The 25,289-nt window shown below is 72.1% G+C and carries 17 protein-coding genes; 9 read left to right on the forward strand and 8 right to left on the reverse strand.

Features of this window, described 5'->3' with window-relative positions; translation table 11 throughout:
• Positions 1-21: 21 nt before the first annotated feature.
• Positions 22-420, reverse strand: coding sequence for a DUF3499 domain-containing protein (locus MMF93_RS13265; protein WP_181856274.1), 399 nt, complete (start codon positions 418-420; stop codon positions 22-24).
• 493 nt (positions 421-913) lie between these two features.
• Here MMF93_RS13265 and MMF93_RS13270 point away from each other — a divergent pair, with 493 nt between their 5' ends.
• Entirely contained in the window at positions 914-1,363 is a 450-nt protein-coding gene (locus MMF93_RS13270; protein WP_242751502.1) for a metallopeptidase family protein, read from the forward strand.
• Between the two features lie 167 nt (positions 1,364-1,530).
• Here the strand turns inward: MMF93_RS13270 and MMF93_RS13275 are convergent, their stop codons facing one another.
• From MMF93_RS13275 to MMF93_RS13285, 3 genes are all read right to left on the reverse strand, one after another.
• Positions 1,531-3,162: a DUF5719 family protein gene (locus tag MMF93_RS13275; protein WP_242751503.1), complete on the reverse strand. Its 1,632-nt coding sequence runs from the start codon at positions 3,160-3,162 to the stop codon at positions 1,531-1,533.
• Complete coding sequence (locus MMF93_RS13280) at positions 3,159-7,097, reverse strand: glycosyltransferase family 2 protein (protein ID WP_242751504.1); 3,939 nt, start codon at positions 7,095-7,097, stop codon at positions 3,159-3,161. Before MMF93_RS13280 ends, MMF93_RS13275 begins: the two co-directional genes overlap by 4 nt.
• A gap of 788 nt (positions 7,098-7,885) precedes the next feature.
• Entirely contained in the window at positions 7,886-8,149 is a 264-nt protein-coding gene (locus MMF93_RS13285) for a WhiB family transcriptional regulator (protein WP_016910644.1), read from the reverse strand.
• An 823-nt stretch (positions 8,150-8,972) separates the two neighbouring features.
• On the opposite strand from MMF93_RS13285, the gene MMF93_RS13290 reads away from it, so the two are divergent.
• The 3 genes from MMF93_RS13290 to MMF93_RS13300 all read left to right on the forward strand — a co-directional run bounded on the left by MMF93_RS13290 (position 8,973) and on the right by MMF93_RS13300 (position 12,101).
• Positions 8,973-9,461 (forward strand): cysteine dioxygenase, encoded by a 489-nt coding sequence (locus tag MMF93_RS13290; RefSeq protein ID WP_242751505.1) that lies wholly within the window; start codon positions 8,973-8,975, stop codon positions 9,459-9,461.
• 154 nt (positions 9,462-9,615) lie between these two features.
• A complete protein-coding gene (gene cofD / locus MMF93_RS13295; RefSeq protein ID WP_242751506.1) occupies positions 9,616-10,593 on the forward strand; it encodes a 2-phospho-L-lactate transferase in 978 nt (325 codons plus the stop codon).
• Positions 10,590-12,101 (forward strand): coenzyme F420-0:L-glutamate ligase, encoded by a 1,512-nt coding sequence (locus tag MMF93_RS13300; protein WP_274709459.1) that lies wholly within the window; start codon positions 10,590-10,592, stop codon positions 12,099-12,101. The genes cofD and MMF93_RS13300 overlap by 4 nt, the downstream gene beginning before the upstream one ends.
• 91 nt (positions 12,102-12,192) lie before the next feature.
• On the opposite strand, the gene MMF93_RS13305 is transcribed toward MMF93_RS13300, so the two are convergent.
• From MMF93_RS13305 to MMF93_RS13315, 3 genes are all read right to left on the reverse strand, one after another.
• Positions 12,193-13,116 (reverse strand): DNA-3-methyladenine glycosylase family protein, encoded by a 924-nt coding sequence (locus MMF93_RS13305; RefSeq protein ID WP_242751507.1) that lies wholly within the window; start codon positions 13,114-13,116, stop codon positions 12,193-12,195.
• 179 nt (positions 13,117-13,295) lie between these two features.
• The gene (gene manB, locus MMF93_RS13310; RefSeq protein WP_242751508.1) at positions 13,296-14,378 is read right to left on the reverse strand and encodes a mannose-1-phosphate guanylyltransferase; all 1,083 of its coding nucleotides are present in this window, start codon (positions 14,376-14,378) and stop codon (positions 13,296-13,298) included.
• A 177-nt stretch (positions 14,379-14,555) separates the two neighbouring features.
• Entirely contained in the window at positions 14,556-16,127 is a 1,572-nt protein-coding gene (locus MMF93_RS13315) for an N-acetylmuramoyl-L-alanine amidase (RefSeq protein WP_341483254.1), read from the reverse strand.
• A gap of 111 nt (positions 16,128-16,238) precedes the next feature.
• Between MMF93_RS13315 and MMF93_RS13320 the strand changes: the two genes are divergently transcribed.
• The 4 genes from MMF93_RS13320 to MMF93_RS13335 all read left to right on the forward strand — a co-directional run bounded on the left by MMF93_RS13320 (position 16,239) and on the right by MMF93_RS13335 (position 22,463).
• On the forward strand, positions 16,239-17,003 hold the full coding sequence (locus MMF93_RS13320) for a TIGR03089 family protein (protein ID WP_242751510.1): 765 nt from the start codon (positions 16,239-16,241) through the stop codon (positions 17,001-17,003).
• 352 nt (positions 17,004-17,355) lie between these two features.
• Positions 17,356-18,552: an LCP family protein gene (locus MMF93_RS13325; protein WP_242751511.1), complete on the forward strand. Its 1,197-nt coding sequence runs from the start codon at positions 17,356-17,358 to the stop codon at positions 18,550-18,552.
• A gap of 148 nt (positions 18,553-18,700) precedes the next feature.
• Positions 18,701-20,551, forward strand: coding sequence for an LCP family protein (locus tag MMF93_RS13330; protein ID WP_242751512.1), 1,851 nt, complete (start codon positions 18,701-18,703; stop codon positions 20,549-20,551).
• A gap of 70 nt (positions 20,552-20,621) precedes the next feature.
• Positions 20,622-22,463, forward strand: coding sequence for an LCP family protein (locus MMF93_RS13335; protein ID WP_242751513.1), 1,842 nt, complete (start codon positions 20,622-20,624; stop codon positions 22,461-22,463).
• 109 nt (positions 22,464-22,572) lie between these two features.
• Here the strand turns inward: MMF93_RS13335 and MMF93_RS13340 are convergent, their stop codons facing one another.
• The gene (locus MMF93_RS13340) at positions 22,573-23,628 is read right to left on the reverse strand and encodes a glycosyltransferase family 2 protein (RefSeq protein ID WP_423835415.1); all 1,056 of its coding nucleotides are present in this window, start codon (positions 23,626-23,628) and stop codon (positions 22,573-22,575) included.
• A 192-nt stretch (positions 23,629-23,820) separates the two neighbouring features.
• Here MMF93_RS13340 and MMF93_RS13345 point away from each other — a divergent pair, with 192 nt between their 5' ends.
• A complete protein-coding gene (locus MMF93_RS13345; RefSeq protein WP_479685625.1) occupies positions 23,821-25,245 on the forward strand; it encodes an LCP family protein in 1,425 nt (474 codons plus the stop codon).
• Positions 25,246-25,289 lie beyond the last annotated feature (44 nt).

Genomic DNA, 25,289 nt, shown 5'->3' on the forward strand with positions numbered 1-25,289 from the left:
CGGCGCGGCAGCACGGGTGACCTACGGTTCCGGGGACCGCAGGACCCTCAGATGGCCGCGCCGGGCGACCTCCATCGGGTCGGCGTCCCGCCCGTCGGCACCCCGCAGCCCTTCCTGCGGTGACGGGTCCCGGGGGTCGGGGCGCGGCGTACGGGCGGCCTCACGCACGGCGTTGGCGAGAGCTTCGAGGTCGTCACTGCTGGGCCGGGCCGCGGCGGTGTCGACAGCGAGCCGTACGACCTCCCAGCCGCGGGGCGCGGTGAGCCGTTCGGAGTGCTCGGCGCACAGGTCGTAGCAGTGGGGCTCGGCGTAGGTGGCCAGCGGCCCCAGGACGGCGGTGGAGTCCGCGTAGACGTACGTGAGCGTCGCGACGGCGGGACGACCGCAAGCGGTGCGCGAACATCGACGTACAGGGCTCACGACGTTGGACCGTACCGCACTCACGAGCGGGCCGCGACGACTCTCCCCGACGTCACCCTGCCGTGTCGTCCGTGTTCGCCGGAAACGCCTGATCTGCAGAAAGGGCCCGCGGGAAGGGCTCGAAGACCCTTCGCCCCCTGCCGCCAGTGCGTGCCAGGACCCGGAAGCGGGCGCATTTCACCCGGTTACGGTCATTTCACACTCGGCGTTCGGCCGAAAGAGGCGCTCATCAGGGCAGAAGGGAGGCACCGTTCCACCCACGCGGACAAGGCGTCGACAAATTACCGGCGAGCCGCCGTCGGATGGTCGCAAGGGACCCGCAAGCGGCCCGCCAGGGCATCGCGAGGCGACCGTCGGGCGCGCGCCGAGGGTCCAGCAGTGCCCCGCACGAGGTGGCCGCGGGGACGCGGACCTGGCAGCCGCCTGACGACAGGGCTCCCGGCGCGCCGGTGGCCCCCCGCGCGACGTGCGCGGCGGGCTACGCTCAGGGGTGATGGACAGCCCCGTACCGCCGCGCAGGACCACTGCCCGGCCGCACAGCCGAGACCGCCACGGCCGTGGCATGCGCGGCCCCATCGCGCCGCCCCAAGTACCGCTCGCCGTCAGCCGTGCCGAGGCGTTCGACGACCTGGTGCGCGATTCGGTGGCCCGTCTGGAGCGGCACTGGCCCCAGCTGGCCGGTGTCGAGTTCGCCGTCCAGGAGGTGCCCCGCTCGGACAACGGAGAGGTGCGGGAGGAAGACGACGCCGTACCGCTCGGACGGGTCACCGAGGGCGGCGGCAGCCGGCCGGACCGCGTGATCGTCTTCCGGCGTCCGGTGGAGATCCGCAGCCGCACCAGGGACGAGCGCGCCCTCCTCGTGCACGAGGTCGTGGTGGAACAGGTGGCCGAACTGCTGGGCCTCGCCCCCGAGTCGGTCGACCCCCGCTACGGCCAGGACTGAGCCGGCCCGAGGGAGCCCGCCAGCGCCCCGGAGGGACGCAGCGCGGGTCCAAGCGGACAGCCGACCGGACGGTCAGCCGCCTGTACGGACAGTCGACCGGACGGACAGCCGGCCGGGCGGACAGCCGGCCGGGCGGACAGCCGGTGTCCGGTGACCCGCTCGGAACCTCAGTCGTCGTTCAGCACCGACAGGTCCTGTGCCGACCCGGGGACCGCGACCGTGCTCCCGTCGTCCGGCAGCGCCTGGAGCGTGAAGGCGGGCAGTCCCGACTGCTCTCGCTCCAGCATCCGCGAGGCGTACAGCGGTCCTCCCGTCAGGCGCTCCACCGTCACCGCGTAGGTGCCCTTGCCCCCGGACGGGTGCGGCGGGGTGACGGCTGTGGTGGTGTGCGCCTTCACGGTCACGGTGGTGCTCTTCGGGCTGCCACCGCCGCTGCCGGCCGACGCGGTCACCCGGACCTTCGCCTCGTCCTTCGGGGCGGTCAGCGACAGCGTGGAGCCCTTCTCGCTGTTGTCCGCGGCCGTCGCGCGCTTTTTCACGGGCTGTGTCGCCGGCACGAACGCAGACTCCTGCTTGTCGCCCTTGCCGCGCAGCACGCGGGCCGCTGCGACGATCCCGGGAGCCTCGGCCTCGCCCTCCGCCGGGGAGAGCACCAGGGAGCCCGCCTCGCCCTGTGTGAGGTCCTTGAGGTCGACCGTGGTCACCATGCCCGCCTTCACGTGCAGCCGCTCGTGCCCTGCCGGGCTGATCAGGCCGGAACGGCCGGCCAGCTTCACCGTCAGGTCGGCGTCGTGGCCGCCCGGGGCGAAGACGGCGAGCCGCACGGAGGTGGCGTCCTTGGGGATGCCGGGAAGGACAGCGCCGGGGCTCGGGGTGGCGGCGGGAGGGAGCCAGTCGCCGCCCAACTTCCGGTCGGACGCCTGCACCTGTGCGCCCACCCGGCCGGACCGTGCGGTGACGTGCAGCGTCACATTGGTGACCGGTTCGGGGGTCAGCGTGGACAGCAGGACGGGCACCGTGGAGCGCGGCGGGACGGTGATGCCCTCCCCCGTGCCGCCGCCGGCCTTGATTTTGCCCTCCTTGCCGTACAGGTCCAGATCGACGACCGCGCTGGTGCTGTCCGGGTTGGTCAGGTGCACGTAGTCCTGCCGGTCCTCGGCGGTGCTGGCGCCGGGGAACCAGAAGGTGGTGTCCGGGGCCGAGCACGAGGTACCCAGGAGCCCGCGTCCCGCGCCCGCGCTGATGCTCGTCGTCTGCTGCACCGTCCAACTCGGCGCGAACGGGCCGTCCGCCGTGCCGGTGAGCGCGGGCGCCTTGGCATCGCTGGTCTCCTCGGTGACCGGCGTGCCGGGGCTGCTGAGAGGGAGGAAAGGCTTGCCGTCCTTCTTGCCGTCGCCCTTCCCGTTCCCGTCGTCCTTTTCGCCCTTGTCTTCTTTCTTGTCTCCCTTGCTGTCCCCGTCGTTCTTGCTGTCCTTGCTGTCCTTGCTGTCCTTGTCGCCCTTGCTGCTCGATCCGGAGCCTGCGGGGGCCTCGGTGTCGGCGAGTTCGGCGGGGTAGAGGGCCGCGCTGCCCTTCTTGCCCGGGCCGCCCTTGGGCGTGAACGCCGTGTAGGAGGTCTCCGCGACGTCGGACGTGGTCGGCCGGGGGCACACCAGCGTCGAGCGCTCCACGGGCTTGTACGCGGCCGGCTTGGCGCTGTCCCCGTTTGCCGCCTCCTCAGGCGCCCAGAGGGTGGCCAGACCGGTCACGGCAGCCAGCGCGACGACGGTGCCGCCGAAGCTGAGGACTGTGCGGTTCACTGCTGCTCGCTCCCGTTGCCGTACCTGTTGTCGTAGCCGTCGTGCGCCGCCGTCCCGCCGTAACCGGGCGTGCCGTCGTAGCCGGGCGTGCCCTCGTGACCCTGCGCCCCTTCGTACCCCGTCCCCTGTCCCGGCTGGTAGCCGTAGGCCTCGGGGCCGCCCTGTGCCGCGTACTGCTGTGCCTGCCAGCTGTCGTAGCCGCCCTGCTGGTCGTAGGACTGCTCCCCGTACGCCTGCGGGCCGTGGGCCTGCCGGCCGTACGGCGGCTGATCGTAGGACTGCTGAGCGTAGGACTGCTGGTCGTACGGCGCCTGGTCGTACTGCTGTTGGTGCGGTACCTGGCCGTAGACCGGCTGCCCGTAGGCGTCGTACCCGTAGGCAGGCTGCTCGTAGGACTGCTGCTCGTAGGCCGACTGCTCGTAGGGGGCCTGCCCGGCGTACCCCGTCCCGGCCGCGGGATCGTACGGGGGCCCGGGGTGGTGCCCGGGCTGCTGCGGCACGTAAGGCTGCTCCTGGCCGTACGGCTCGTGGGCGGGCTGCTCGGGCAGGCCGTGCGGCTCGGCGCCGACGTCGGTCTCGGGGGCCGACGATTCCTCCGACCCGCCCGGTGCGGCTGCGGCCGCTTCGGCGGCCGCTCGCAGCCGGCGGGCCCTGCGGCCGTCTCCGACCGCCGGGTCGGGCGCGGGCGGAGCGTCCGGCAGGTCGTCGTCCACCTCGCGCCTGCGGCCCGGCAGGGCGAGGACGAGGACGACGAGGAGGAGGAACCCCTGGGTCCACACCCACACCGTGTGGGTGAAGGGTGTCTCGTACGTGAGGGACAGTTTGCCGCCCTCGGTGGGCAGTTCGAAGCCCTGCGCCCAGCCGTCGACCGTGGTGCCCTTGAGCGGGCTGCCGTCCAGGCTCGCCTGCCATCCGCTGTCCGCCTCGTCGGCGAGCCGCAGCACGCGCCCGGAGGGCCCGGCCGGCAGGGTCGCGTGCGACTCGACGGGGCCTGACGCCACGGCGACCGGCGCGGTCACCGCGCCGCCTGCGCCGCTCTCCTCGCCGCCCGGGACGATCGAGACCCGCGAGACCTGCCGGTCGACGCGCCACAGTGCGCTGCCGTCCTCCTGGCTGAGGCGGGTGAGACCCGGGGTCGCGTCCAGCGTGCGGCTGACCTGGCGTGCGGTGCCGTCGCGCAGCAGGACGTAGCGCACGGCGTAGCCGCCCAGTTGGCTCGTCTGGTCGGCTCCTGACCCCGCGACGAGGTGGGAGACCACGTCGTCCAGCCGCGCGTCGTCGCCGCCGACGGCGGCCAGGTCGGCGTCCCCCAGGCGGGCGCCTGAGCCCCGTACCAGGGTGTAGCCGACCTCGGCGGCGCCCTCGGGCTGATCGAGGACGAGGGTGCGGGCCTGGTCGCTGGTCGTGCTCTCCTCCGCGACGAAGGCGGGCACCTGCACCGGGTCGCGCCGCGAGAGGGGACCGTCGGCGCCACCGGCCATCCACCCCACGGCCGCGCACAGGGGCGCGAAGACGGCCGCGGCCGCGACCAGCGCGGCGACGGGCTGGCGCCAGCCGAAGCTCTGCGCCGCCACCCGCTCCTTCGCGCCCTCGGCACCGACCGCGGCGGCGCTCAGCAGCCCGATCCCGTACACGAGAGTGGCGGGACCCGCCCAGGCCGAACCGTTGGACAGCGCGGCGAAAACCAGCCCTGTCAGCGCCACGGCCCACGCCACGCGCACGGCCAGCTGCCGCTCGCCGCGCAGCAGTGCGGCCAGCCCGGCGAGCACCAGGCCGACGAGGAAGAGACCGTCCGTGGTGCCGGGGCCGCCCGGCGAGACCGTCAGCAGGTCGATGGCGGAGGCGGCACCGGTGCCGTACTCCAGACCGACCTCGCTCAGGAACATGCCGGGGTCGGTCAGCAGCGACAGCGACCAGGGGGCGAGCAGGAGCACAGGCGTCACGAGGGCGACCCCGAGACGCACCGCGCGCATGCCGGGCGAGCCGCCCTGCCGTACACGCACCACGAGCACGACGAGCGCCAGCACCAGAGCCAGCGGCCACACCAGGGGGGTGAACGCCGTCGTGAGCGTCAGCAGCAGCGCGTACGCCCACGCGGACCGCCAGCCGCCCTTGCCGTACAGCCCGCAGGCCGACACGGCGGCCCGCGCCAGCAGGGGCAGCAAAATCGCCAGGACGGCGGTACCGATGCGCCCCTGCGCGAGGGCGCCGGTGGCGGCGGGAAGGAACGCGTAGGCGACGCTCCCCCAGGCCCGCACCAGCCGGGAGTCGACCAGCGGACGGGAAGCGAAGTAGGCGGTGAGTCCCGCCAGCGGCACGGAGCACACGAGCAGCAGGGTCAACGCCAGGCTCGTACTGCCGAACAGCAGCGTGGCGAACGTGGCGAGGACGGCCAGATAAGGCGGGGCCGACTCGGTACCGCCCGTGCCGACGGGGTGCCAGCCGTCCAGATAGCGCGCCCACAGGTCCGAGACGGTGTCGGGCACGGGCAGCAGTGCCCCGCCCGCCAGCGCTCCGCCGCCCAGCAGCGACCGGCAGGCGACCAGGGAGACGATCAGCAGGACGGCGAAGAGGACGGGCCCCGGCTTACGCGCGACCCGTTTGACGCGCGCGAACTGCTCGACCTCCAGGAAGTCGGCGTCGTCGTCCGAAGGACCGGACTCCACGGCACCGTGCCGCCCTCCGGCGGACAGCTCCGCCTCGGAGCGGCCTGAAAAATTGCTGGTGATCTGCTCCACAGTGGCGCGCAGTGTGGCACCCGGCGGAGGGAACAGGGGGCGCAGCTCCTTGTGCGGCACCACGGGCCTGCCCCGTCTGCGCCGTGCGCCGAGCACCCGGCCGGCCCGCAGCAGCGTGCCGGACAGTCCCGTGATCTCGTCCAGCGCCTGCCCCGGCACCTTGCCGACGAGATAGGCGAGCGTGCGCACGAGAGTGCCGAAAACCAGCCGCAGCAGCACCCAGGGGAGCATCGCTCCCGACGTGTTGGCGAGCAGCGTGTAGACGGCACCCGCCTTGTCGACGCGGTGCGGGCTCGCACCACTGCGGCTCGCCCGCCCCACGCAGTCGACCGGACGGCGCTCCCGCGAGGCCGCCTCGGCGTGCCGCACCACGGCGTCCGGCGCGACCAGAACCCGGTGCCCCGCGGCCTGCGCACGCCAGCACAGGTCGACGTCGTCCCGCATCAGGGGCAGCGCGCGATCGAAGCCGCCCAGCTGGTCGAAGACGTCGCGGCGGATGAGCATGCCCGCCGTGGAGACGGCCAGCACGGGCCGCACCTGGTCGTACTGGCCCTGGTCCTGCTCGCGCCGGTCGATGCCCGTCCAGCGCCGGCCGCTGTTGGCGAGCGAGACGCCCGCCTCCAGCAGCTGCCTGTGGTCGTACCAACTGCGCAGCTTGGGCCCCGCGATGCCGACGGACGGATCCGTGTCGACGACGCGCAGCAGTTCGGCCAGGGCGTCCGCCTCCGGCGCGCAGTCGTCGTGCAGCAGCCACAGCCACTCGACGGGCTCCCCGTAGGGCAGCTCAGGCATGTCGTAGGCGTCGTCGCGCCAGGCCCTGTTGACCGGGTCCCAGCCGCTGGGCCGCTTCAGGTACGGCAGGTCCTCGGGGGTGAGTCTGCGGGCGGTGCGGGAGGCCTCCTCGACCGCGGTGCCGAACCCGGTGCGGCGCGCCATGTGCAGCACGCGTTCGGCACCGAGCGACTCGGTGAGCAGTTCGGCGGAATTGTCCGCGCTGCCGGTGTCGGCAGCGATGATGTTCTGCACCGGGCGGCTCTGCTCCAGCAGCCCGCGCAGCGCGTCGGGGAGCCAGCGCCTGCCGTCGTGCGCGACGAGCACGGCGGTGACGACGTGCCGGGGGAACTCGGGCGGCTCCACGGTGGCCAACCCTGCTGCGGCCGCCTCGTAATGGGCCGCCATATGGCTGTGCACGGACATCGAGGTAGGGGCCCTCCCCGGGGTGCCGGGGCCTCGCGGCGGTGCCGCGCTGTGGCTGCAAGCCCCCGGAAGACGCGAATCGGAGCGGTGAACGCACCCCCTGTGCCAGGGCGGTGCGTCGCGGACGGCCCCACACTAACGGCTCCCACAGGTGCGTCCGGCGCCTTGGTGCAACTGGCCCGAGAGGGCTTCACACGACCCGAGAGCGCTCACGGCGGCTCCCGCTCACCCGATACGGACAGCCGAACGCGGCGCGAACGGGCGGCCGGGGAGGCCGCCCGTAAGGCCGCTGTCGGACAGCAGGCAGGCCAGTAGGTCTCCGGCAGGCTCCGAGACGCCGGACGAGAGGGCGGTCAAACGGGAGGGGTGGGCAGGCGTCGGACGCCCAGCCGGGCGCCGGTCGACAGGCCGACCGGTACGCCGGTCGAACACCGCGATACGTCGTCTGTCGAACGCTGGAAGTCCCGGTCGGACACCACAGGTCTCGGCCGGACGCCGGGCGCGGCGCGAACGGGCGGCCAGACTCCGGGCGCCACACGAGCGGACAGCCGGACGCAGCCGGAAGGCCGGAGCGGCCAGAAGGCCGGAGGCAGGCCGTGCGAGGAGCGCGAGTTGCGCGCTCCGGCGGCAGGTGGGTTTCCGCTTGAGCGGCAGGCCGTCGGCGTGGCAGGCCGCCGACGCGGCGGGCCGTCAGCGCGGCAGACCGCCGACGCGGCAGACCGTCGGCGCGGCGGGCCGACCAAGCGGCGGAGCGGTGGAACAGCGGGGTCGGTGCGGTCGGTGCCCCGTCAGATGGCGGCTTTCTTCAGCCGACGCCGTTCCCGTTCGGACAGGCCGCCCCAAATACCGAAACGTTCGTCATTGGCGAGGGCGTATTCGAGGCATTCCGAGCGGACTTCACACGCGAGGCAGACCTTTTTCGCCTCGCGGGTTGAACCGCCCTTCTCGGGGAAGAACGACTCCGGGTCGGTCTGGGCGCACAGCGCGCGCTCCTGCCAGCCCAGCTCCTCGTCCGCCTCTTCGACCAGCAGTTGTTGGAACAGCTCGGTCATGTGCGCCCCTCGATCCGTCTCTGCGACCCCGTGATGCTGTCGTTATCGAACCTTCTTGAACGACACGAGTGAAATTACAAGTGTGCCGATCCGGGGCAGTCAAGCCGAGATCTGCTATTGAGCCCGTTATTCACCCGGCGGAACCAAGCGTTCGCCGTAAGTGTTCAAATCAGCATGAACTATGACACTCACATCCGGAGGCCGTCCTATTTGTCCGGCTTCTGTATGGAGAACGTGATGACCTGCTTTCACGTTCCGCACCAACCCCCGGATGGCCCTGATCACGTTCCGGTCACGGAAGGACAACGGCGATCCGAGTGCGGTTGGTGCGCCGTATCTCCCGTGCGGAGCAGCACAAACCTTTCGCCGTCCGCAGCGACCGGAACCGGTGAAACTTCACTCATCCACGCGGCGTCAGGTTGACACCGCTGTCCCGGAACGCTCTCCTTGGACGCATGTCAGCGACCTCTGAGATCCGCACGGCCCGTGGCGCCCTCGCCCTGCGGCCTGCCGGGGGTGCACACGTCTCCCCCGTCGCTTCTCACGTCCTGGAGCCCCGCCGCTGTCGCTGTTCCCACGACTGTCCGGCGCGCTGTCGCTGAACCCTCCACCCTGACCTCGGGCCGGGTCTCTGCCCGCCCACCGACCGGCTGACGAGCCGCGCGGCCACTGTCCGGCCGACGAGTACCGCTCCAGCCGGGCGGCACGCCAGGGTTCCTCCCGCACCTGTCTTCCCGCGTTGGCTGCCGCTGCCGAAGCACGCAGCCCTCCGGCGCGCCCAACCCAGCCTCCTGTCCAGCTCTCTGCGAAGGCACCGCCGCACGTGAACAGCGACGTCGAAATCGCGGGCGATCCGCTCGCCCTCCCGCACCTCCTTCCGCACGCGCCCGCGCATCCCGGCACCGTCGCGGGGTACGCCGGAGTGATCCGCGAACTGGCCGCCGACCGCGCCTCCTGGGCGCCCCTGGTGCGCTACGACCCCACCCTGCGCTGGTACCACCGTCTGCGCACCGGGCCCGGCTACGAGGTGTGGCTGCTCAGTTGGCTGCCGGGCCAGGGCAGCGGGCGGCACGACCACGGGCGCTCGTTCGGCGTCTTCGGCGTGCTGGCGGGCGAGTTGACCGAGCACGGGAGCGGCACCCGGCTGCTCGCCCCGGGCACGGTCCGGGTCTTCGCCCCCGGATACGTGCACGAGGTGGCCAACAACGGGCTGGACCCGGTCGTGAGTGTGCACGTCTACGCACCGGGACTGACCGAGATGCCCCTGCACTGCTCTGTCGGTGCTGCCGCCACCCGGAGCGCGCCGGCCTGACGGCGCCGTGCGGGCTGCCCGTGCTCTTCGACGGTCCGACCCCCGCCATGCCGCCCACCGCGCCATCCGCCACGTCACCCGTCGCGCCGTTTCCCAGGGGGTGGCCGGGGCGGGCTGATGTCCGCGGCGGGTGCCGGGCTGCGAGACTGGGCGCATGCAGCGCATTGTGGTTCTGGCCGGGGGCATCGGCGGTGCCCGTTTCCTGCGCGGACTCAGGTCCGCGGCGCCCGACGCGGAGATCACCGTCGTGGGCAACACCGGTGACGACATCCATCTGTTCGGACTGAAGGTCTGCCCGGACCTCGACACCGTGATGTACACCCTGGGTGGCGGCATCCACGAGGGTCAGGGCTGGGGCCGGGCCGACGAGACGTTCACCGTGAAGGAGGAACTGGCCGCCTACGGCGTGGGCCCCGAGTGGTTCGGGCTGGGCGACCGCGACTTCGCCACCCACATCGTGCGCACCCAGATGATCGCCGCCGGGTATCCGCTCAGCGCTGTCACCGAGGCCCTGTGCGCGCGCTGGCAGCCGGGGGTGCGGCTGCTGCCGATGACGGACGACCGCGTCGAGACCCACGTGCTGATCGACGATCCGGAGGCGCAGGGGGAGGAAGGCGGCCGCAAGGCCGTCCACTTCCAGGAGTACTGGGTGCGGCTGCGGGCGTCCGTGGACGCACACGCGGTGGTGCCCGTCGGTGCCGAGACCGCCAAGCCCGCACCCGGCGTTCTGGAGGCCATCGCCGCGTCCGACGTCGTCCTCTTCCCGCCGTCCAACCCGGTGGTCAGTGTCGGCACGATCCTGGCCGTGCCCGGTATCAGGGAGGCCATCGCGGACGCGGGCGTGCCGGTCGTCGGCCTCTCCCCCATCGTCGGTGACGCGCCGGTGCGCGGGATGGCGGACAAGGTGCTGTCGGCCGTCGGAGTGGAGACCACCGCGGCGGCCGTCGCCGCGCACTACGGTTCGGGGCTGCTGGACGGCTGGCTGGTGGACACCGTGGACGCCGGCACCGTCGGGGCCGTCGAGGACGCCGGAATCCGGTGCCGCGCCGTACCACTGATGATGAGCGACGAACACGCGACCGCCGAGATGGCCCGGGAGGCGCTCCGGCTGGCCGAGGAGGTGCGGGCGTGACAGCGACGACGGCCGCGACGCCGCCGCTCCCCGACCCGGACGGCTCCGCTTCGACCCCTTCCCCCGCGGACGCGCCACCCGCGTCCGGGCCGCACGCGACACCCGAGTCCCGGCCGCACGCGACACCCGAGTCCCGGCCGCACGCGTCCGGGGGGCACGCCTCCGCGTCACCCGCTTACGAGGTCTGGGCGCTGCCCGGCATCCCCGAGGTGCGGCCCGGCGACGACCTGGCCGCACTCGTCGTCCGTGCGGCGGGCGCGGACGGGCGCACGCTCGCGGACGGTGACGTCCTCATCGTCACGTCGAAGATCGTGAGCAAGGCGGAAGGCCGCGTCGTGGAGGCCGACGACCGCGACGCCGCAATCGACGCGGAGACCGTGCGCGTCGTCGCCCGGCGCGGCCCCGCGCGCATCGTGGAGTCGCGGCACGGGTTCGTGATGGCCGCCGCCGGAGTCGACGCCTCCAACACGCCCAAGGGCACCATTTTGTTGCTCCCGAAGGACCCGGACGCCGCGGCCCGCCGGGTGCGCGACGGGGTGCGCGACGCGCTGGGTGTCACAGTCGGCGTCGTGGTCACCGACACCTTCGGACGGCCCTGGCGCGAGGGACTGACCGATGTGGCCATCGGCGCCGCCGGTGTGCGGGTCCTGGAGGACCTGCGCGGCGGCGTCGACGCCCACGGCAACCCACTGGGCGTGACGGTCACGGCCGTCGGCGACGAGCTGGCCGCCGCGGGCGAACTGGTCAAGGGCAAGGCGGACGGACTGCCCGTCGCCGTGGTGCGCGGGCTGGCCCGGCACGTGCTGCCCGCCCCGCAGGAGGGCGGTGAGGACGGTGACACGGAGCCCGCGGCCACGGCACGGGCGCTGGTGCGGGACGCCGCGGCGGACATGTTCCGGCTCGGCACCTCGGAGGCCGTACGGGAAGCGGTGACGCTGCGGCGCACCGTACGGGAGTTCACGGCCGACCCCGTGGACGGGCAGGCGGTGCGGCGGGCCGTCGCAGCCGCTGTGACCGCGCCCGCGCCGCACCACACCACGCCCTGGCGGTTCGTCCTGCTGGAGAGCGAGAGCTCCCGGCTGCGGCTGCTGGACGCCATGCGGGACGCGTGGGTCGCCGACCTGCGCGCCGACGGCAAGAGCGAGGAGAGCATCGCCAAGCGCGTCAAACGCGGCGATGTGCTGCGCAACGCGCCGTACCTCGCCGTTCCCTGCCTGGCCACGGACGGCGCCCACACCTACCCCGATACGCGGCGCAACGCCTCCGAGCGGGAGATGTTCGTGGTGGCGACCGGCGCGGGCATCCAGAACTTCCTCGTCGCACTGGCCGGCGAACAGCTGGGGTCGGCGTGGATCTCCTCCACGATGTTCTGCCGCGACGTCGTCCGTGACGTCCTGGAGCTGCCCGCCGACTGGGACCCCATGGGCGCTGTCGCCATCGGGCGGCCCGCGGCACCGCCCCGGCAGCGCCCGGCACGCGCGGCGGAGGACTTCGTCGTCGAGAGGTGAGCCCCTCGGGGCCCCGCCTGCAGCGGTACGTCCCCGACTACAGCGGCACGTCCCACTAGACGGGTACGTCCCACGACAGGGGTACGTCCCCCTACAGCGGGGCGATGTTCCCCACCGGGAAGCGGGGCTGACGGCGCGGCATGCGGGGGCCGCCCAGCAGGACCAGGCGGGAGGCGCGGTGCCGCTGCCCCTCGTAGGGGGCCAGCAGTTCGAGCATGCCGTCGTCGTCGACGCCCCGCTCACCCGTAAGGGCGTACCCGACCAGGCGGGGCAGGTGCAGATCGCCGACCGTGACGGCGTCCGGCTCACCGTTGCAGCGCTGCAACACCTCCGCCGCCGTCCAGGGGCCGATGCCGGGGATCGCCTGGAGCCGGGCCTGCGCCTGGGCGAGCCCCATGTGCGCGGCCTCCTCCATGCGGCTCGCCCGCTGGAGAGCACGCACAACGGCGGCGGAACGCTTCTGGTCGACCCCGGCGCGGTGCCACTCCCACGAGGGAATGCGCAGCCAGTCACGCGGATGGGGCATCACCCACAGGTTCGGATGCGGCCCCGGGGCGCGCTCGCCGAAGCGGCGGACCAGCAGCCGCCAGGCGCGGTACGCCTCCTCCGCGGTGAACTTCTGTTCCAGGACGGAGGGGATCAGCGACTCCAGCACCCGCCCGGTGCGGATCAGCCGCAGCCCGGGGTGGCGGCGGTGCGCCTCACGGGTGAGGTCGTGGTGCGGGACGAAGGCGTCCGGGTCGTCCTCGGCACCGAGCAGCCGGGGAAGCCACTCCAGCAGCCATCCCGCGCCCGGCCCCCACGCCTCGGCGCGCACCTCGCCGTGCGCGCCGCCGGGCCGCAGCCGCACGCACAGCGCCGCGGGCCCTTCCGGGGTGCGCGTGCCGCGCCATACCGCGCCGCCGGTGCCGCCCTCGGCGCGGTACGTCGGATCGTAGGGACCACGGCACAGCACGCCCAGGCTGCCGTGCAGGTCGTACGGGCCCGGCGGGGTCCAGGAGCGGGTGAGTGACACGGAGAGCAAGGGTAGAGCCCGCCACCGACAGTCCCGCACCGGCAGTCCCGCACCGGCCGCCGCGGCAGCCGGCCGCTCCCGGTCCGGGCAGGGCTACTGGCCCGAGGGGGGCTCCCGGCCCGGACAGGGCCGCTGGCCCGGGAGAACCACTGTCCGAGAAGAACTACTGATCAGGAGGGCTACTGGTCCGAGGAGAAACGGACCGCGCCTGCGGGGATGCGGGCGTCGCACCAGACGCGGATACCGCCGCGCAGCTCGTTGCCCTCTCCGATGACGGCGCCGTCGCCGACGACCGCACCGTCCAGCACGGTGTCGGCACCGATCCGCGCACCGGCACCGATCAGCGAGTCCCTGATGCGCGCGCCGGGCGCGATCACGGCGCCGTCGAGCAGCGCGCTGCCGTCGATCCGGGCACCCGCTCCGACCTCGGCGCCCGCACCTGCCACCGAACCGCCCGTCAGCTTGGCGTCCCCGGCGACCTGCGCACTGGCCAGTATCAGCCGCTCACCGCACCGCCCCGGGACGGCGGGAGAGGGCGCACGGCCCAGTACCAGGTCGGCGGAGCCGCGCACGAACGACGCGGGGGTGCCCAGGTCGAGCCAGTAGGTGGAGTCGACCATGCCGTGCAGGTGCGCCCCCGCCTCCAGCAGCCCGGGAAACGTCTCCCGCTCGACCGAGACCGGGCGCCCGGCCGGGATGGTGTCGATGACCGACCGGGTGAAGACGTAGGCGCCGGCGTTGATCTGGTCGGTGACGATCTCCTCGGGCGTCTGCGGCTTCTCCAGGAAGGCCGCCACCCGCCCGGAGGCGTCGGTGGGCACGAGCCCGAAGGCGCGCGGATCGGTGACCCGCGTCAGGTGCAGCGAGACGTCGGCGCCCACCCGGGTGTGCTGATCGACCAGGGCGCGGATGTCGAGCCCCGAGAGGATGTCGCCGTTGAAGACGAGAACCGGTTCGTCGGGCGACGAGTACAGCCGGGAGGCGACGTTGCGGATGGCGCCGCCGGTGCCCAGCGGTTCCTCCTCCGTGACGTACTCCAGATGCAGGCCGAGCTGGGAGCCGTCGCCGAAGTACGGCTCGAAGACCTCGGCGAGGTAGGAGGTGGCCATCACCACGTGGTCGACACCCGCCGCACGGGCGCGTGCCAACTGGTGGGTGAGGAAGGGCACACCCGCGGCCGGGACCATGGGCTTGGGAGTGTTCACCGTGAGCGGACGCAGCCGGGTGCCCTTGCCCCCGACCAGGAGGATCGCCTCTGTCACCTGTCGTCTCTGCTTCCTGCCGGGGTCCGCCGGCCACCCTTCCGTGCGGCCGGCGGACAGTTTATGCAGACGCCCGCGCTCCGGTTCCCCGGCCCGGGCCCCTCCGTGCGCACGCCCGGCAGGCGCCCGACAGACCCCTCAGTCGCCCGTACGGTGCCGTGGCGGCCGGCCCGTCCGTCAGCGGCCCTGGAGGCGGGCCGCCGCGGTGCGGATCGTGCCGAGCTTCCCGTACAGCCGGGCTCCGGGGCACTCGGTGACGAAGCCGTCCTTGTGCCCCGACACCGTGTGGAACTCGACCTTCTTCCCCTTCTTGAACTTGCCTCCCCCAGAGGTCAGCCACGTCTTGCCCGCCGGGTCGACGCCGGAGAGGCCCAGCTTCCACGCGGTGAGCTTCTCCAGCGCTTCGAGGGCCTTTCGCGGGGGCTCCGTCTTGTCGTACGAACCGAGGACGGCGATGCCCGTGCTGTTCGTGTTGAACCCCAAAGTGTGGGCCCCCATCACCGGCTTGGCCACACCTCCGGCTCGTCCCTCGTAGATCGTGCCGCACTTGTCGACCAGGAAGTTGTAGCCGATGTCCCGCCACTTGCTGCTCTTGACGTGGTAGCGGTACATGCCCCGGATGATCTTCGGCGCCTGCTTGCAGCTGTAGTCGTTGGTCATGGCGGTGTGGTGCACGAAGGCCGCCTTGACCTTCTTGGTGTAGGAGAACCCGGACTCGCGCAGCTTCTCGTCCGCGTGCCAGCCCTTGCGAGTCACGATGCGCGGCCGCGGTCCCGCGTACTGACCGGCCGCCGGATACTCCGTCCGGGTCGCGTCCTTCGTCAGCGCGGGCAGGACGGCGCCCGCGGCGATCTGCGCGGACTCGGCCGGGTCGCTTCCCGCGCCTTCCCCGGCCGACTCCGCTCCTGATCCGGCCGCTCCGTTGTCCCGGGCACCCGCGCTCGGCGGGGCCGCCTCCTGGCCGGGAGACGCGGTGTCAGACGGTGCGCTCGGCTCGGGGGGCACGTTCGGATCGGGGGGTGCGTCCGTGGGAGCGGGCGCGTCCGTGGGGGCCGGTGCGTCTGCGGGGGCAGGGTTGTCCGTTTCGGGGCCGGGGTCGACCAGTTCGAGACGGAGCCCTTCGGGAAGCCGCACGGAAGCGTCCTCCTCGCCCGTCGCTTCCGTCCCCGTCGTTTCCGTCGCTCTGTCGGGCGTTTCCGTCGCTCCCTCCGGCGACTCCGCCGCCCCCTCCGACGCTCCCTCCGTGGCTTCCGGCGCTCCCTCCTGCGGCCTTTCCGCTGCCTGTTCCGGCAGCACGCGGGCCTCGACACCGTCCGAGGGACCGACCCAGAGGGGTGCCGTCGCGCCGCGCGCCTGGCGGTCGGCGACCTCGCGGCCGGCGTCGCCGGAGTGGGCGTCCAGGTCCTGCCATCCGGACCACTGGCCGGATCCGGCGTGCCGGGTGCGCACCTGGACGCGGGCCCCGAGAGGACGGTCCGCGCGGTCCCACACCACGCCCAGGAGGGAGTACGGGTGCACCGTACGGGCGGCGATCCGCACGGCGGAGCGGTTGTGGCCCCCGCCACGCTTCGTTGCCGTCTGCCCGGCGAAGGCCAGCGACTGGGTGTGGCCCGGTACCCGGTCCCGGGAGGCATGCGAGGAGTTCCGGGCCTTCGAGACCTTCGAGGCCTTCGTGGACGGCCCGGGTGCGGAAGGTGTCGTGGCGGAGGCGAGGGGGGTGAGCGACAGCAGCAGGGCGGCAGCGCCCACAACGCCGATCGAATGAGCACAATTGGCACGCATAGCCATGATCATGGGCATATCCGATCATCGGTGTCCATTACCGCACCGCCAGCCGGACGCAGGCGTACGCTGACGCGGATGAACGCCACTGACCGCACCCCCGCCGACCTGCTGCGGACCGCGCTGTCCGACGACCCGTCACGTCCGCTGGTGACCTTCTACGACGACGCCACGGGTGAACGCGTCGAGCTGTCCGTCGAGACCTTCGCCAACTGGGTGGCGAAGACCGCCAACCTCCTCCAGGACGAACTCTCCGCCGAGCCCGGCGACCGGCTCGCGCTCCTGCTGCCCGCCCACTGGCAGACGGCCGTGTGGCTGCTGGCCTGCTCCTCGGTGGGCGTCGTGGCCGATCTGGGCACGGGCGCCGAAAGCGCCGCCCGCGCCGACGTGGCGGTGTGCGGCCCGGACACGCTGGAAGAGGGCCGCGCCTGCTCGGGCGAGCGGATCGCGCTGAGCCTGCGGCCGATGGGCGGGCGCTTCCCGGAACCGCCGGAGGGTTTCCTGGACTACGCCGTCGAGGTGCCGGGGCAGGGCGACCAGTTCGCCCCGTATGTCCCCGTCGACGCCGACGGCCCCGCGCTGGTGCTGCCCGACGGCAGCGAACTGACGGGGGCACAGGTGGCCGACCGCGCACGCGCCGACGCGACGGACCGCGGTCTGACGGCAGGCTCGCGACTGCTCTCCGCGCTCCCCTACGACGGCTGGGACGGCTACAGCGCGGGGCTCCTCGCCCCTCTGGCGGCCGGCGGCTCGGTGGTCCTGGCACCACGTCTGGAACGGCTGGACACCGCGTCCCTGGACCAGCGCAAGGAGAACGAACGGGTGACCCACACGGCCGCCTGACGCCCTGCGGAGCGACGCTCCACAAGGCCGGCACTTCCCGGGAGTGACGCTCCACGAGGGCGACATCCAACGGGAGCGCGCTCCACGAGGGCGACATCCAACGGGAGCGCGCTCCACCAGAGCAGCGCTCCACCGACGTGACGCTCCGCAGGGGCGACGCTTCACGGCCGTGGGCCGGCGGCTGCCGGCCCACGCGTGGGCGGCAGCCGGGACGCCGCGGCCGCCCACCCGCCCCGCCCACTCCGCGCGGCACTGTCGCCTCAGATACAACCCTGCGCGGGTTTCGTACGTCTGTCTTCATGACCGGCGCAGCCGTACGTGTGTGCGGACCGGCGCTGCCGCGATGCGAGGGATGACACCAGCCGTGACCGACCCGGGCACCACCGACACCGATTCCGGCGCGTCCGCCACGGCTTCCGCCCGCCCCCGCAGACGCCGTCGGCTGCGCTGGGCGGCGCTCGCCACCGCGGGTCTGCTCCTGACCGTCGCCGCCACCGGCTGGTCCCTCTACACGAAGCTCGACGCCAACATCCGCACCGACTCGGACACCGCTCAGGCCCTCGCGCCCTACGAGCTGGAGCGCCCCGCGCCGGTCGAGGGGACCGGCGAGGCGCGCAACATCCTGCTGCTGGGCTCCGACAACCGAGGCGACGGCAACGGCGCGTGGGGCAGGGACGAGGGAAGTGAGCGTTCGGACACGACGATCCTGCTGCACATAGCGGCCGACCGGGACAGCGCGACGGCGATGTCGATACCGCGGGACCTGATGGTCGACATCCCCGACTGCCGGCGGCGGGACGGTACGCCGACGCGTGCGCAGTTCGCGCAGTTCAACTGGGCGTTCCAGAACGGCGGCGCGGCCTGCGCGATCCGGACGGTCGAGAAGATGACGGACATCCGCATCGATCACCATCTGGTCGCGGACTTCCAAGGGTTCACGGAGCTGGTGGACGCGGTCGGCGGGGTGGAGGTGTGCCTGGCGCGGCCGGTGCACGACCGGGAGGCGAAGCTGGATCTTCCGGCGGGGCGGCAGACGCTGGGCGGCCAGGACGCGCTCGGTTATGTCCGGGCTCGGCACGGTCTGGGCAACGGCAGTGATACCCAACGCATCGAACGTCAGCAGCGTTTTCTGGGATCACTCGTGAAGAAGGTGCGCAGTAACGGTGTACTGCTGAATCCGGCCAAGGCCTATCCGGTGCTGGATGCGGCGACCTCGTCGCTGACCGCTGATTCCGGGCTCGATTCCCTCTCTGAACTGTACGAACTGACGCGGAGTGTGCGGGATATCCCGCAGGATCACATCCGCTTTCTTACAGTGCCCCGACAACCGTACGAACCGGACATCAATCGTGATGCGCTGGTGCGCCCGGCGGCCGACGAGCTCTTCGCCAAACTGCGCGAGGACCGGCCGATACGCGTCGAGAGCAAGGACGCGGACAAGGGCGAAGCCAAGAAAGATAAGAACGACGTGGCGGAGGATGGGAGGGACAAGGCAGGTCAGCCCTATCGCGGAACAACAGCCGCCCGGGACATCTGCACGAACGAATGAAGCTGGGAATGGGCCGAATTGACCGTTTCCGGCTGCATGGAATTTGTCACCGGCGTCGCTAGCGGCCGAACCTGCCGGATAGTGTGAGCGCTCCGGCCGGCCCCGGGGCGGCCTCAGTAGCCGGTTCTTATGGAGGACTTACGCAATCGTGGACGCGCAAGGCCGTGGGCACGCGGGAGATGTCGACCCCGCGGATCAGTGGGTGTTCAACCCGAACACCGGCAGCTATGAGCTGCGACTGAACCCCGTCGCCGACGACTCCCCGAGTCAGTACGGCGGCCGCCGCACCTCCGCCCCGCGTCAGAGACAATCCTCCCCCGACGAGGACACCTCGACACCTTCCGGCGCCTCGGACGCCCAGGGACGCTCGGGGTCGCGCTCCGGCAGCCGCTCGGAGTCGGCCGGCCACGCCGGTGGCGGGCGGGCCGGGTCCAGGGCGAGTGACCGCCCGGGCTCGCGCGCCGCGCGCCGCGCCGAGGCCAAACTGCCCGCGCAGCGGCGGGCACGCGCCTCCGAGCGGTCCTCGTCGGCCGACGGCGGGCGCGGTGGTGGTCACGGCCGCAGGAAGGCCAAGCGGAGGCTGTCGAAGAAGCAGAAGGCGCTGCGGATCGGCGGCGGCGTCGTCGGGTTCGTGATGGTGGCCGGCTGCGTCGGCGGCGTGTACATGTACCAGCGGCTCAACGGCAACATCAACAAGGTCGACGTCGGCGAGGAGAACCCCGCGGTCAAGGACGGCCCGGTCAACATCCTCGTCATCGGTACCGACGCCCGCTCGGGCAAGGGCAACACCGGGTACGGCGACGCGGGCAGCGTCGGGCACGCGGACACCACGTTCCTCTTCCACGTCTCCGAGGACCGCTCCAACGCCACCGCGCTCTCGATCCCGCGCGACATGGTCACCGACATCCCCAAGTGCGAGACCAAGGGGGAGAACGGCGAGACCAAGGTGATCAGGGGCGAGCAGAACGTCCGCTTCAACACGAGCCTGGGCCAGGAGGAGCGCGATCCGGGCTGCACCTGGAACACCGTGGAGAAGCTGACCGGTGTGGAGATCGACCACTTCATGATGGCCGACTTCAACGCGGTCAAGGAGCTGTCCACGGCGGTCGGCGGCGTCGAGGTGTGCACCGCCAAGGACATCAACGACCCGAAGTCGCACCTGAACCTCAAGGCCGGGCGGCACACCGTCAAGGGCGAACAGGCGCTCGCGTTCGTCCGCACCCGCCACTCGGTGGGCTTCGGCAGCGACCTGAGCCGGATCAAGCTCCAGCAGCAGTTCCTCAGCGCGATGATCCGCAAGATGAAGTCCGGTGACACGCTCACCAACCCCTCGAAGCTGTTCAAGCTCAGCGATGCCGCGACCAAGGCGCTGACGGTGGACACGGGCATCGGCAGCGTCAAGAAGCTGATGTCGCTGGCCAACGACCTCAAGCGGGTCAACACGGACAACATCACGTTCGCCACCGTGCCGGTCCTGGACAACCCCGAGGACCCGGCGACCGTCATACTCGACGAGGCGAAGGCCGAGCCGCTGTTCAAGATGGTCCGCGCCGACAAGTCCCTGACCAAGACGGAGAAGGCCAAAAAGAAGAAGAAGGCGGAGCCCAAGCCGAAGGCCAAGAAGGCGCCCGTCTCCGAGGTCGACGTCTCCGTCCGCAACGGCGGCGGCCCCGCGGGGGCGGCGGCCGGGACGGTGGAGTGGCTGACGAACAAGGGGGTCGGCAACGCGACCTCCGGCGGCAACGCGCCGCAGAGCCTGGACAAGACCAGGATCGAGTACACCGCGTCGCAGGAAGGCCAGGCGGTCCGGTTGGCGGACATGCTCAAGCTGCCGGCGTCGGCGCTGAAGAAGACCGGGGACACGGGTTCCGGGTCGAGTATGACGCTGACGCTCGGCAAGGACTTCACGACGGCGGGGAAGCCGGTCGGGGCGCCCGACAAGGCCCCCTCCGGCGTCGAGAAGGTCAACGCCGGCGACAAGAACGTGTGCGCGAAGTGATGTCTACCCCTCCGGCGCGTCCCGCCAGGCGGCCGGGGGCAGCACGACCTGAAAACCCCGGGGAGGTCCCGTGCGGCAGTACAGCAGCGACGGCGGCGAGGGAGCGCGAAGTAGCGCTCCCACCGCTGCCGACCGCGGGTGGGACGAAAGCCTGTACGAGGACCGCCCCGCACCACAGTCCAACGCCCCGCAGGCCGGGAGCGCACCACAGTCCAACGCCCCGCAGGCCGGGAGCGGAGCGCAGCCCGGCGCCCCGCGGGCCGGTGCCCCACAGCACGGCAGCGCGGGACGCCCTGTGGCCGCGTCCGACGCGGCGGCGGGCCCCGAGCACGGGGGCTCAGGCCGCCGCCGTCGCAGGCAGCGCGGCGGCGGTCGCGGGGGTGGCAAGGTGAACGCGGCGGCGGCCGGCGGCCCTCCGCGGCGCGGGCGGCGCGTGCTGCGCTGGTCGGCGATCGTCCTGACGCTGCTCATACTCGCCACCGCGGGAGCGGGCTACCTGTACTACCAGCACCTCAACGGGAACCTCGACAAGGACGACCTGAACCTCGGCGACAGCAAGCTGGACAAGGCCGACCCCAACGCCGAGGGGCAGATTCCGATGAACATCCTGCTGCTGGGCTCCGACTCGCGCGCCTCCGCGGAGAACGTGCGGCTCGGCGGCTCCCGCGCGGACCGGGACCGGCCGCCGCTGGCGGACGTCCAGATGCTGCTGCACGTCTCCGCGGACCGCAGCAACATGTCGGTCGTCTCCGTACCGCGTGACACCCGTACGACGATCCCCAAGTGCACGGACCCGGACGACGGGAAGGTGTACCCGGAGACGGTCGACAAGATCAACACGAGTCTCCAGCACGGCGGCCCCGGCTGCACCGTGGCGACCTGGGAAGAGATGACCGGCGTCCCGATCGACCACTTCATGATGATCGACTTCGCGGGCGTGGTCTCCATGGCGGACGCGGTCGGCGGCGTCCCGGTCTGCGTGGACAACAACGTGCACGACCCGAAGTCGAAGCTGAAGCTGAAGAAGGGCACCTCCGTCATCAAGGGCGAGCAGGCGCTCAGTTGGCTGCGGACCCGGCACGGCTTCGGGGACGGTACGGACATAGGCCGCGCCAAGGCGCAGCACATGTACATGAACGCGATGGTCAGGCAGCTCAAGTCCGGCACCAAGCTGACCGACCCGGGCAAGCTGCGCAGCCTGGCGGAGGCCGCGACGAAGGCGCTCACCGTCGACAAGGGCATCGGCTCGGTCAAGAAGCTCTACGACCTGGGCAACGACCTCAAGCGCGTCCCCACCAAGCGGATCACCATGGCGACGATGCCGTGGGAGTACGGTCCCGGCGGCAGCTACGTGGTGCCCGCGAAGGACGACGCGGACAAGGTCTTCTCCCTCATCCGCAACGACGTGGCGTTCGACGGCAAGGACAAGAAGAAGGCGGAAGCCGGCAAGTCGGCGCAGCCGACCAAGCCCTCGCAGCCCAAGGGCGAGATTCCGGTCAGCGTGATGAACGGCACGGGCACCTCGCTACAGCCTCCGGTCACGGGCCGCGCCGGCCTCATCGCGGGCGAGCTGACGAACAAGGGCTTCAGCCAGGCGGTGGCCGACCAGACGCCCCAGTCGCAGGCGGACACGACCATCCGCTACGCACGCGCCGAGGAGCGGGGCGACGCGCTGGCCGTCGCCAAGGCACTGGGTCTTCCCGAGCGGCTGGTCAAGCACTCCTCAGGGGTGCAGAAGGTCACCCTCGTCATCGGCGCCGACTGGCGGGAGGGCACCGCCTACCCAGGCAGCGGCTCCGGGTCCTCCGACGACGGGAAGCAGGAAGAGCAGAAGGCGCCGGACAGCGCGGACGCGCTGCGCGGTGACGACAAGAAGGCGTGCATGGAGGTCAATCCGAACTACACGTGGTGACGCTCTGTGGAGCGGACACAGGTAAGGGGCGCCCTCCCCGGAGGGCGCCCCTTACCTGTGTCCGCTCACCCCTGTGCGCGTGTCACCGCGCTCGCCGCACTCGCCGGGCTCACTGCGTGGCCAGAACCGGCTCCCTGCGGCTGGCGATGACCTTGCGGGCCAGCTTCTTCGGGCTCGTCAGGAAACCCCAGCCCCAGGTCATGTGCATGGTCGCCAACGCCACCGGGATCTGGACCCTGGCCTTGAACGACAGACCCTTGCCCGCGGGAAGCGAACCGGCGACGATCGCCGCCAGGTAGCCGCCCGGCACCACCAGCGCCCACGGGGTGACGGAGACCCCCACGACGAGGCCGGCCGCGATGGCGCACAGGGCGACCGGAGGCGCCAGATAGCGCAGATTGATCGACCCGGCGTGGTAGCGCGCGACGACGTGCCGCCACCGGCCGTAGTTGCGGTACTGCTTGGCCAGCGCGCGCACGCTGGGCCGGGGCCGGTAGGAGACGCGCAGCTCGGGTGAGAACCAGACCAGCCCGCCCGCCTCACGGATGCGGTAGTTCAGCTCCCAGTCCTGCGCGCGGATGAACTCCTCGTTGTAGCCGCCCTGCCGCTCCAGCACCTCGCGGCGGAAGACGCCCAGGTAGACCGTCTCGGCCTCGCACGCGGCGCCGCCGGTGTGGAAGACGGCGTTGCCCACGCCGATCTTCGAGGTCATCGCCGCGGCGACGGCGTCCTCCCAGGCGTTCTCGCCCTCGGCGTGCATCACCCCGCCGACGTTGGCCGCGCCCGTCTCCTCCAGCAGCCGCACCGCGGTGGCGATGTAGTCGGCGGAGAGCATGCCGTGCCCGTCGACCCGGACGACCACCGGGTGCCGGGACGCCTGGATCGCGGCGTTCAGCCCGGCCGGGGTGCGCCCCGTGGGGTTGGGCACCGTACGCACGCGGGGATCCTCGGCGGTCAGCTCGGCCGCGATCTCGTCCGTACGGTCGGTGGAGGGCCCCAGCGCGATGACGACCTCCAGCTCACCCTCGTACTCCTGCTGGAGGATGTGGAGAACGGAGCTGCGCAGATGCCGCTCCTCGTTGAGCACCGGCATGATCACGGAGACGGGGCGCAGGGCCGCGTCCGCCAGGGCGTCCGGGGAAACACGTGGGTTCTCGCGAGTCACGGCCCTCACGTTACCGCGATCGGGGGAACGCTCCGCACGCCTGCGCCCCTCCTGCCACCGAGGCCCGCCCGGGACGGCGTGTACGCACGATCCGGAGATCGTACCGGCATACAGTGTGGGAACTTACCGTTGCCGTAACGTCACCGAACGTACAGCCCGCGTTCGTTTCTCCCCCGCGGAAGGTGGCCACCTTTGCCTCGACGCGCCCCCTCCCCCAGCAAGCGCCGCCCCCGGTGGGGTCTGCGGATCGCCACCATGACTTCCGTGCTGGTGCTGGCCGCGGGCGGCGTCGGACACGCGATGGTGACGGGACTGAGCGCCGACGTGCGCCGGGTCGACCCCTTCCACGGGCTCACCGACCGCCCCCGTGCCGACAACGGCGTCAACTTCCTCGTCGTCGGCACCGACCGGCGCGACGGGCTCTCCGCGGAGCAGAAGAAGCGGTACAACCTGGGCGGCTCGGCCTGCGACTGCACCGACACCATGCTGCTGGTGCACCTCTCCGGCGAGCGCAAACGCGCCAGCGTCGTCAGTCTGCCCCGCGACACCTACACCAAGCTGCCGCCCCACAGGAACCGCGCCACCGGCGAACGGGTGGACGCCAAGCCCGCCAAACTCAACTCCGCCTACACCGCGGGCGGCCCCTCACTCACCGTGCGCGCCGTGGAAGACCTGACGGACGTGCACATCGACCACTACCTCGAGGTCGACTTCACCAGCTTCATGAGCACCGTCGACGTGCTCGGCGGCGTCCCCGTGTGCACCGAGAAACCGCTCAAGGACAGCTACTCGGGGCTCGACCTGCCCAAGGGCACCACGAAACTCAACGGCGGCCAGGCCCTGCAGTACGTGCGGGCCCGCCATCTGGACGACGGCTCCGACCTGAGCCGGATGAAACGCCAGCAGCGCTTCATCGCCTCGGTGATCTCCCGGGCCACGGACACGGGCGTACTGATGAACCCGGTGCGCTTCGAGAAGGTCGCCTCCACCCTGCTGCGGTCCGTACGCGCCGACCACGGCTTCGGTACCGAACAGATGATGGAGCTCGGACAGGCGATGCGCGGCTTCAGCCCCGCCTCCTCCGAGTTCGCCTCCGTCCCCCTGGCCGACGCCGACTACCGGGTCCCCGCACTCGGCTCCACCGTCAAATGGGACCAGGAAGAGGCACAGAAGCTGTTCGAGGCCCTGCGCCAGGACGAGCCGCTGTCAGAGCCCGAGGAACCCGAACCCGAACCGCACGGCACCCCCCGCGTGGCCGTCCCGCCCCGCAGCATCAGCGTCGAGGTGGCGAACGCCACGGGGAAGCAGGGGCTGGGCAGACGCGTCGACGACGAGCTGCGCGACGCCGGCTTCTCCACCACCCGCACCCCCTCCAACGCGCCGCGCACCCAGGACGGCCGCACCACCCTCACCTACGACCCCGGCTGGGACCGCTCGGCGCGCTCCCTGGCCGCCGCGCTGCCCGGCGTGAAACTGGTGGAGGCCCCCCACCAGGGGGCCCGTATGAAAGTCGTCGTCGGCGATCCCGACCAGCGCGTACGCGAGGTCCGCGCGCCCGAACCCGGCAGCCGCCCCGCAGAGGCCCCGATGCGCGGGGACGAGGTCAGCTGCGACTAGGGATTTCCTGCGGGGGTTGTTCCGGACAGGGGGTGCCACTGTCC

Origin of the sequence: Streptomyces tubbatahanensis (assembly GCF_022699385.1) — a bacterium.
Classification (GTDB): domain Bacteria; phylum Actinomycetota; class Actinomycetes; order Streptomycetales; family Streptomycetaceae; genus Streptomyces; species Streptomyces diacarni.

Coding starts and splice junctions, on each gene's coding strand:
- MMF93_RS13270 (WP_242751502.1), top strand. CDS start 914: ATGGACAGCCCCGTACCGCCGCGCAGGACCACTGCCCGGCCGCACAGC.
- cofD (WP_242751506.1), top strand. CDS start 9,616: ATGCAGCGCATTGTGGTTCTGGCCGGGGGCATCGGCGGTGCCCGTTTC.
- MMF93_RS13320 (WP_242751510.1), top strand. CDS start 16,239: ATGAACGCCACTGACCGCACCCCCGCCGACCTGCTGCGGACCGCGCTG.
- MMF93_RS13280 (WP_242751504.1), bottom strand. CDS start 7,097: ATGTCCGTGCACAGCCATATGGCGGCCCATTACGAGGCGGCCGCAGCA.
- MMF93_RS13285 (WP_016910644.1), bottom strand. CDS start 8,149: ATGACCGAGCTGTTCCAACAACTGCTGGTCGAAGAGGCGGACGAGGAG.
- MMF93_RS13325 (WP_242751511.1), top strand. CDS start 17,356: ATGACACCAGCCGTGACCGACCCGGGCACCACCGACACCGATTCCGGC.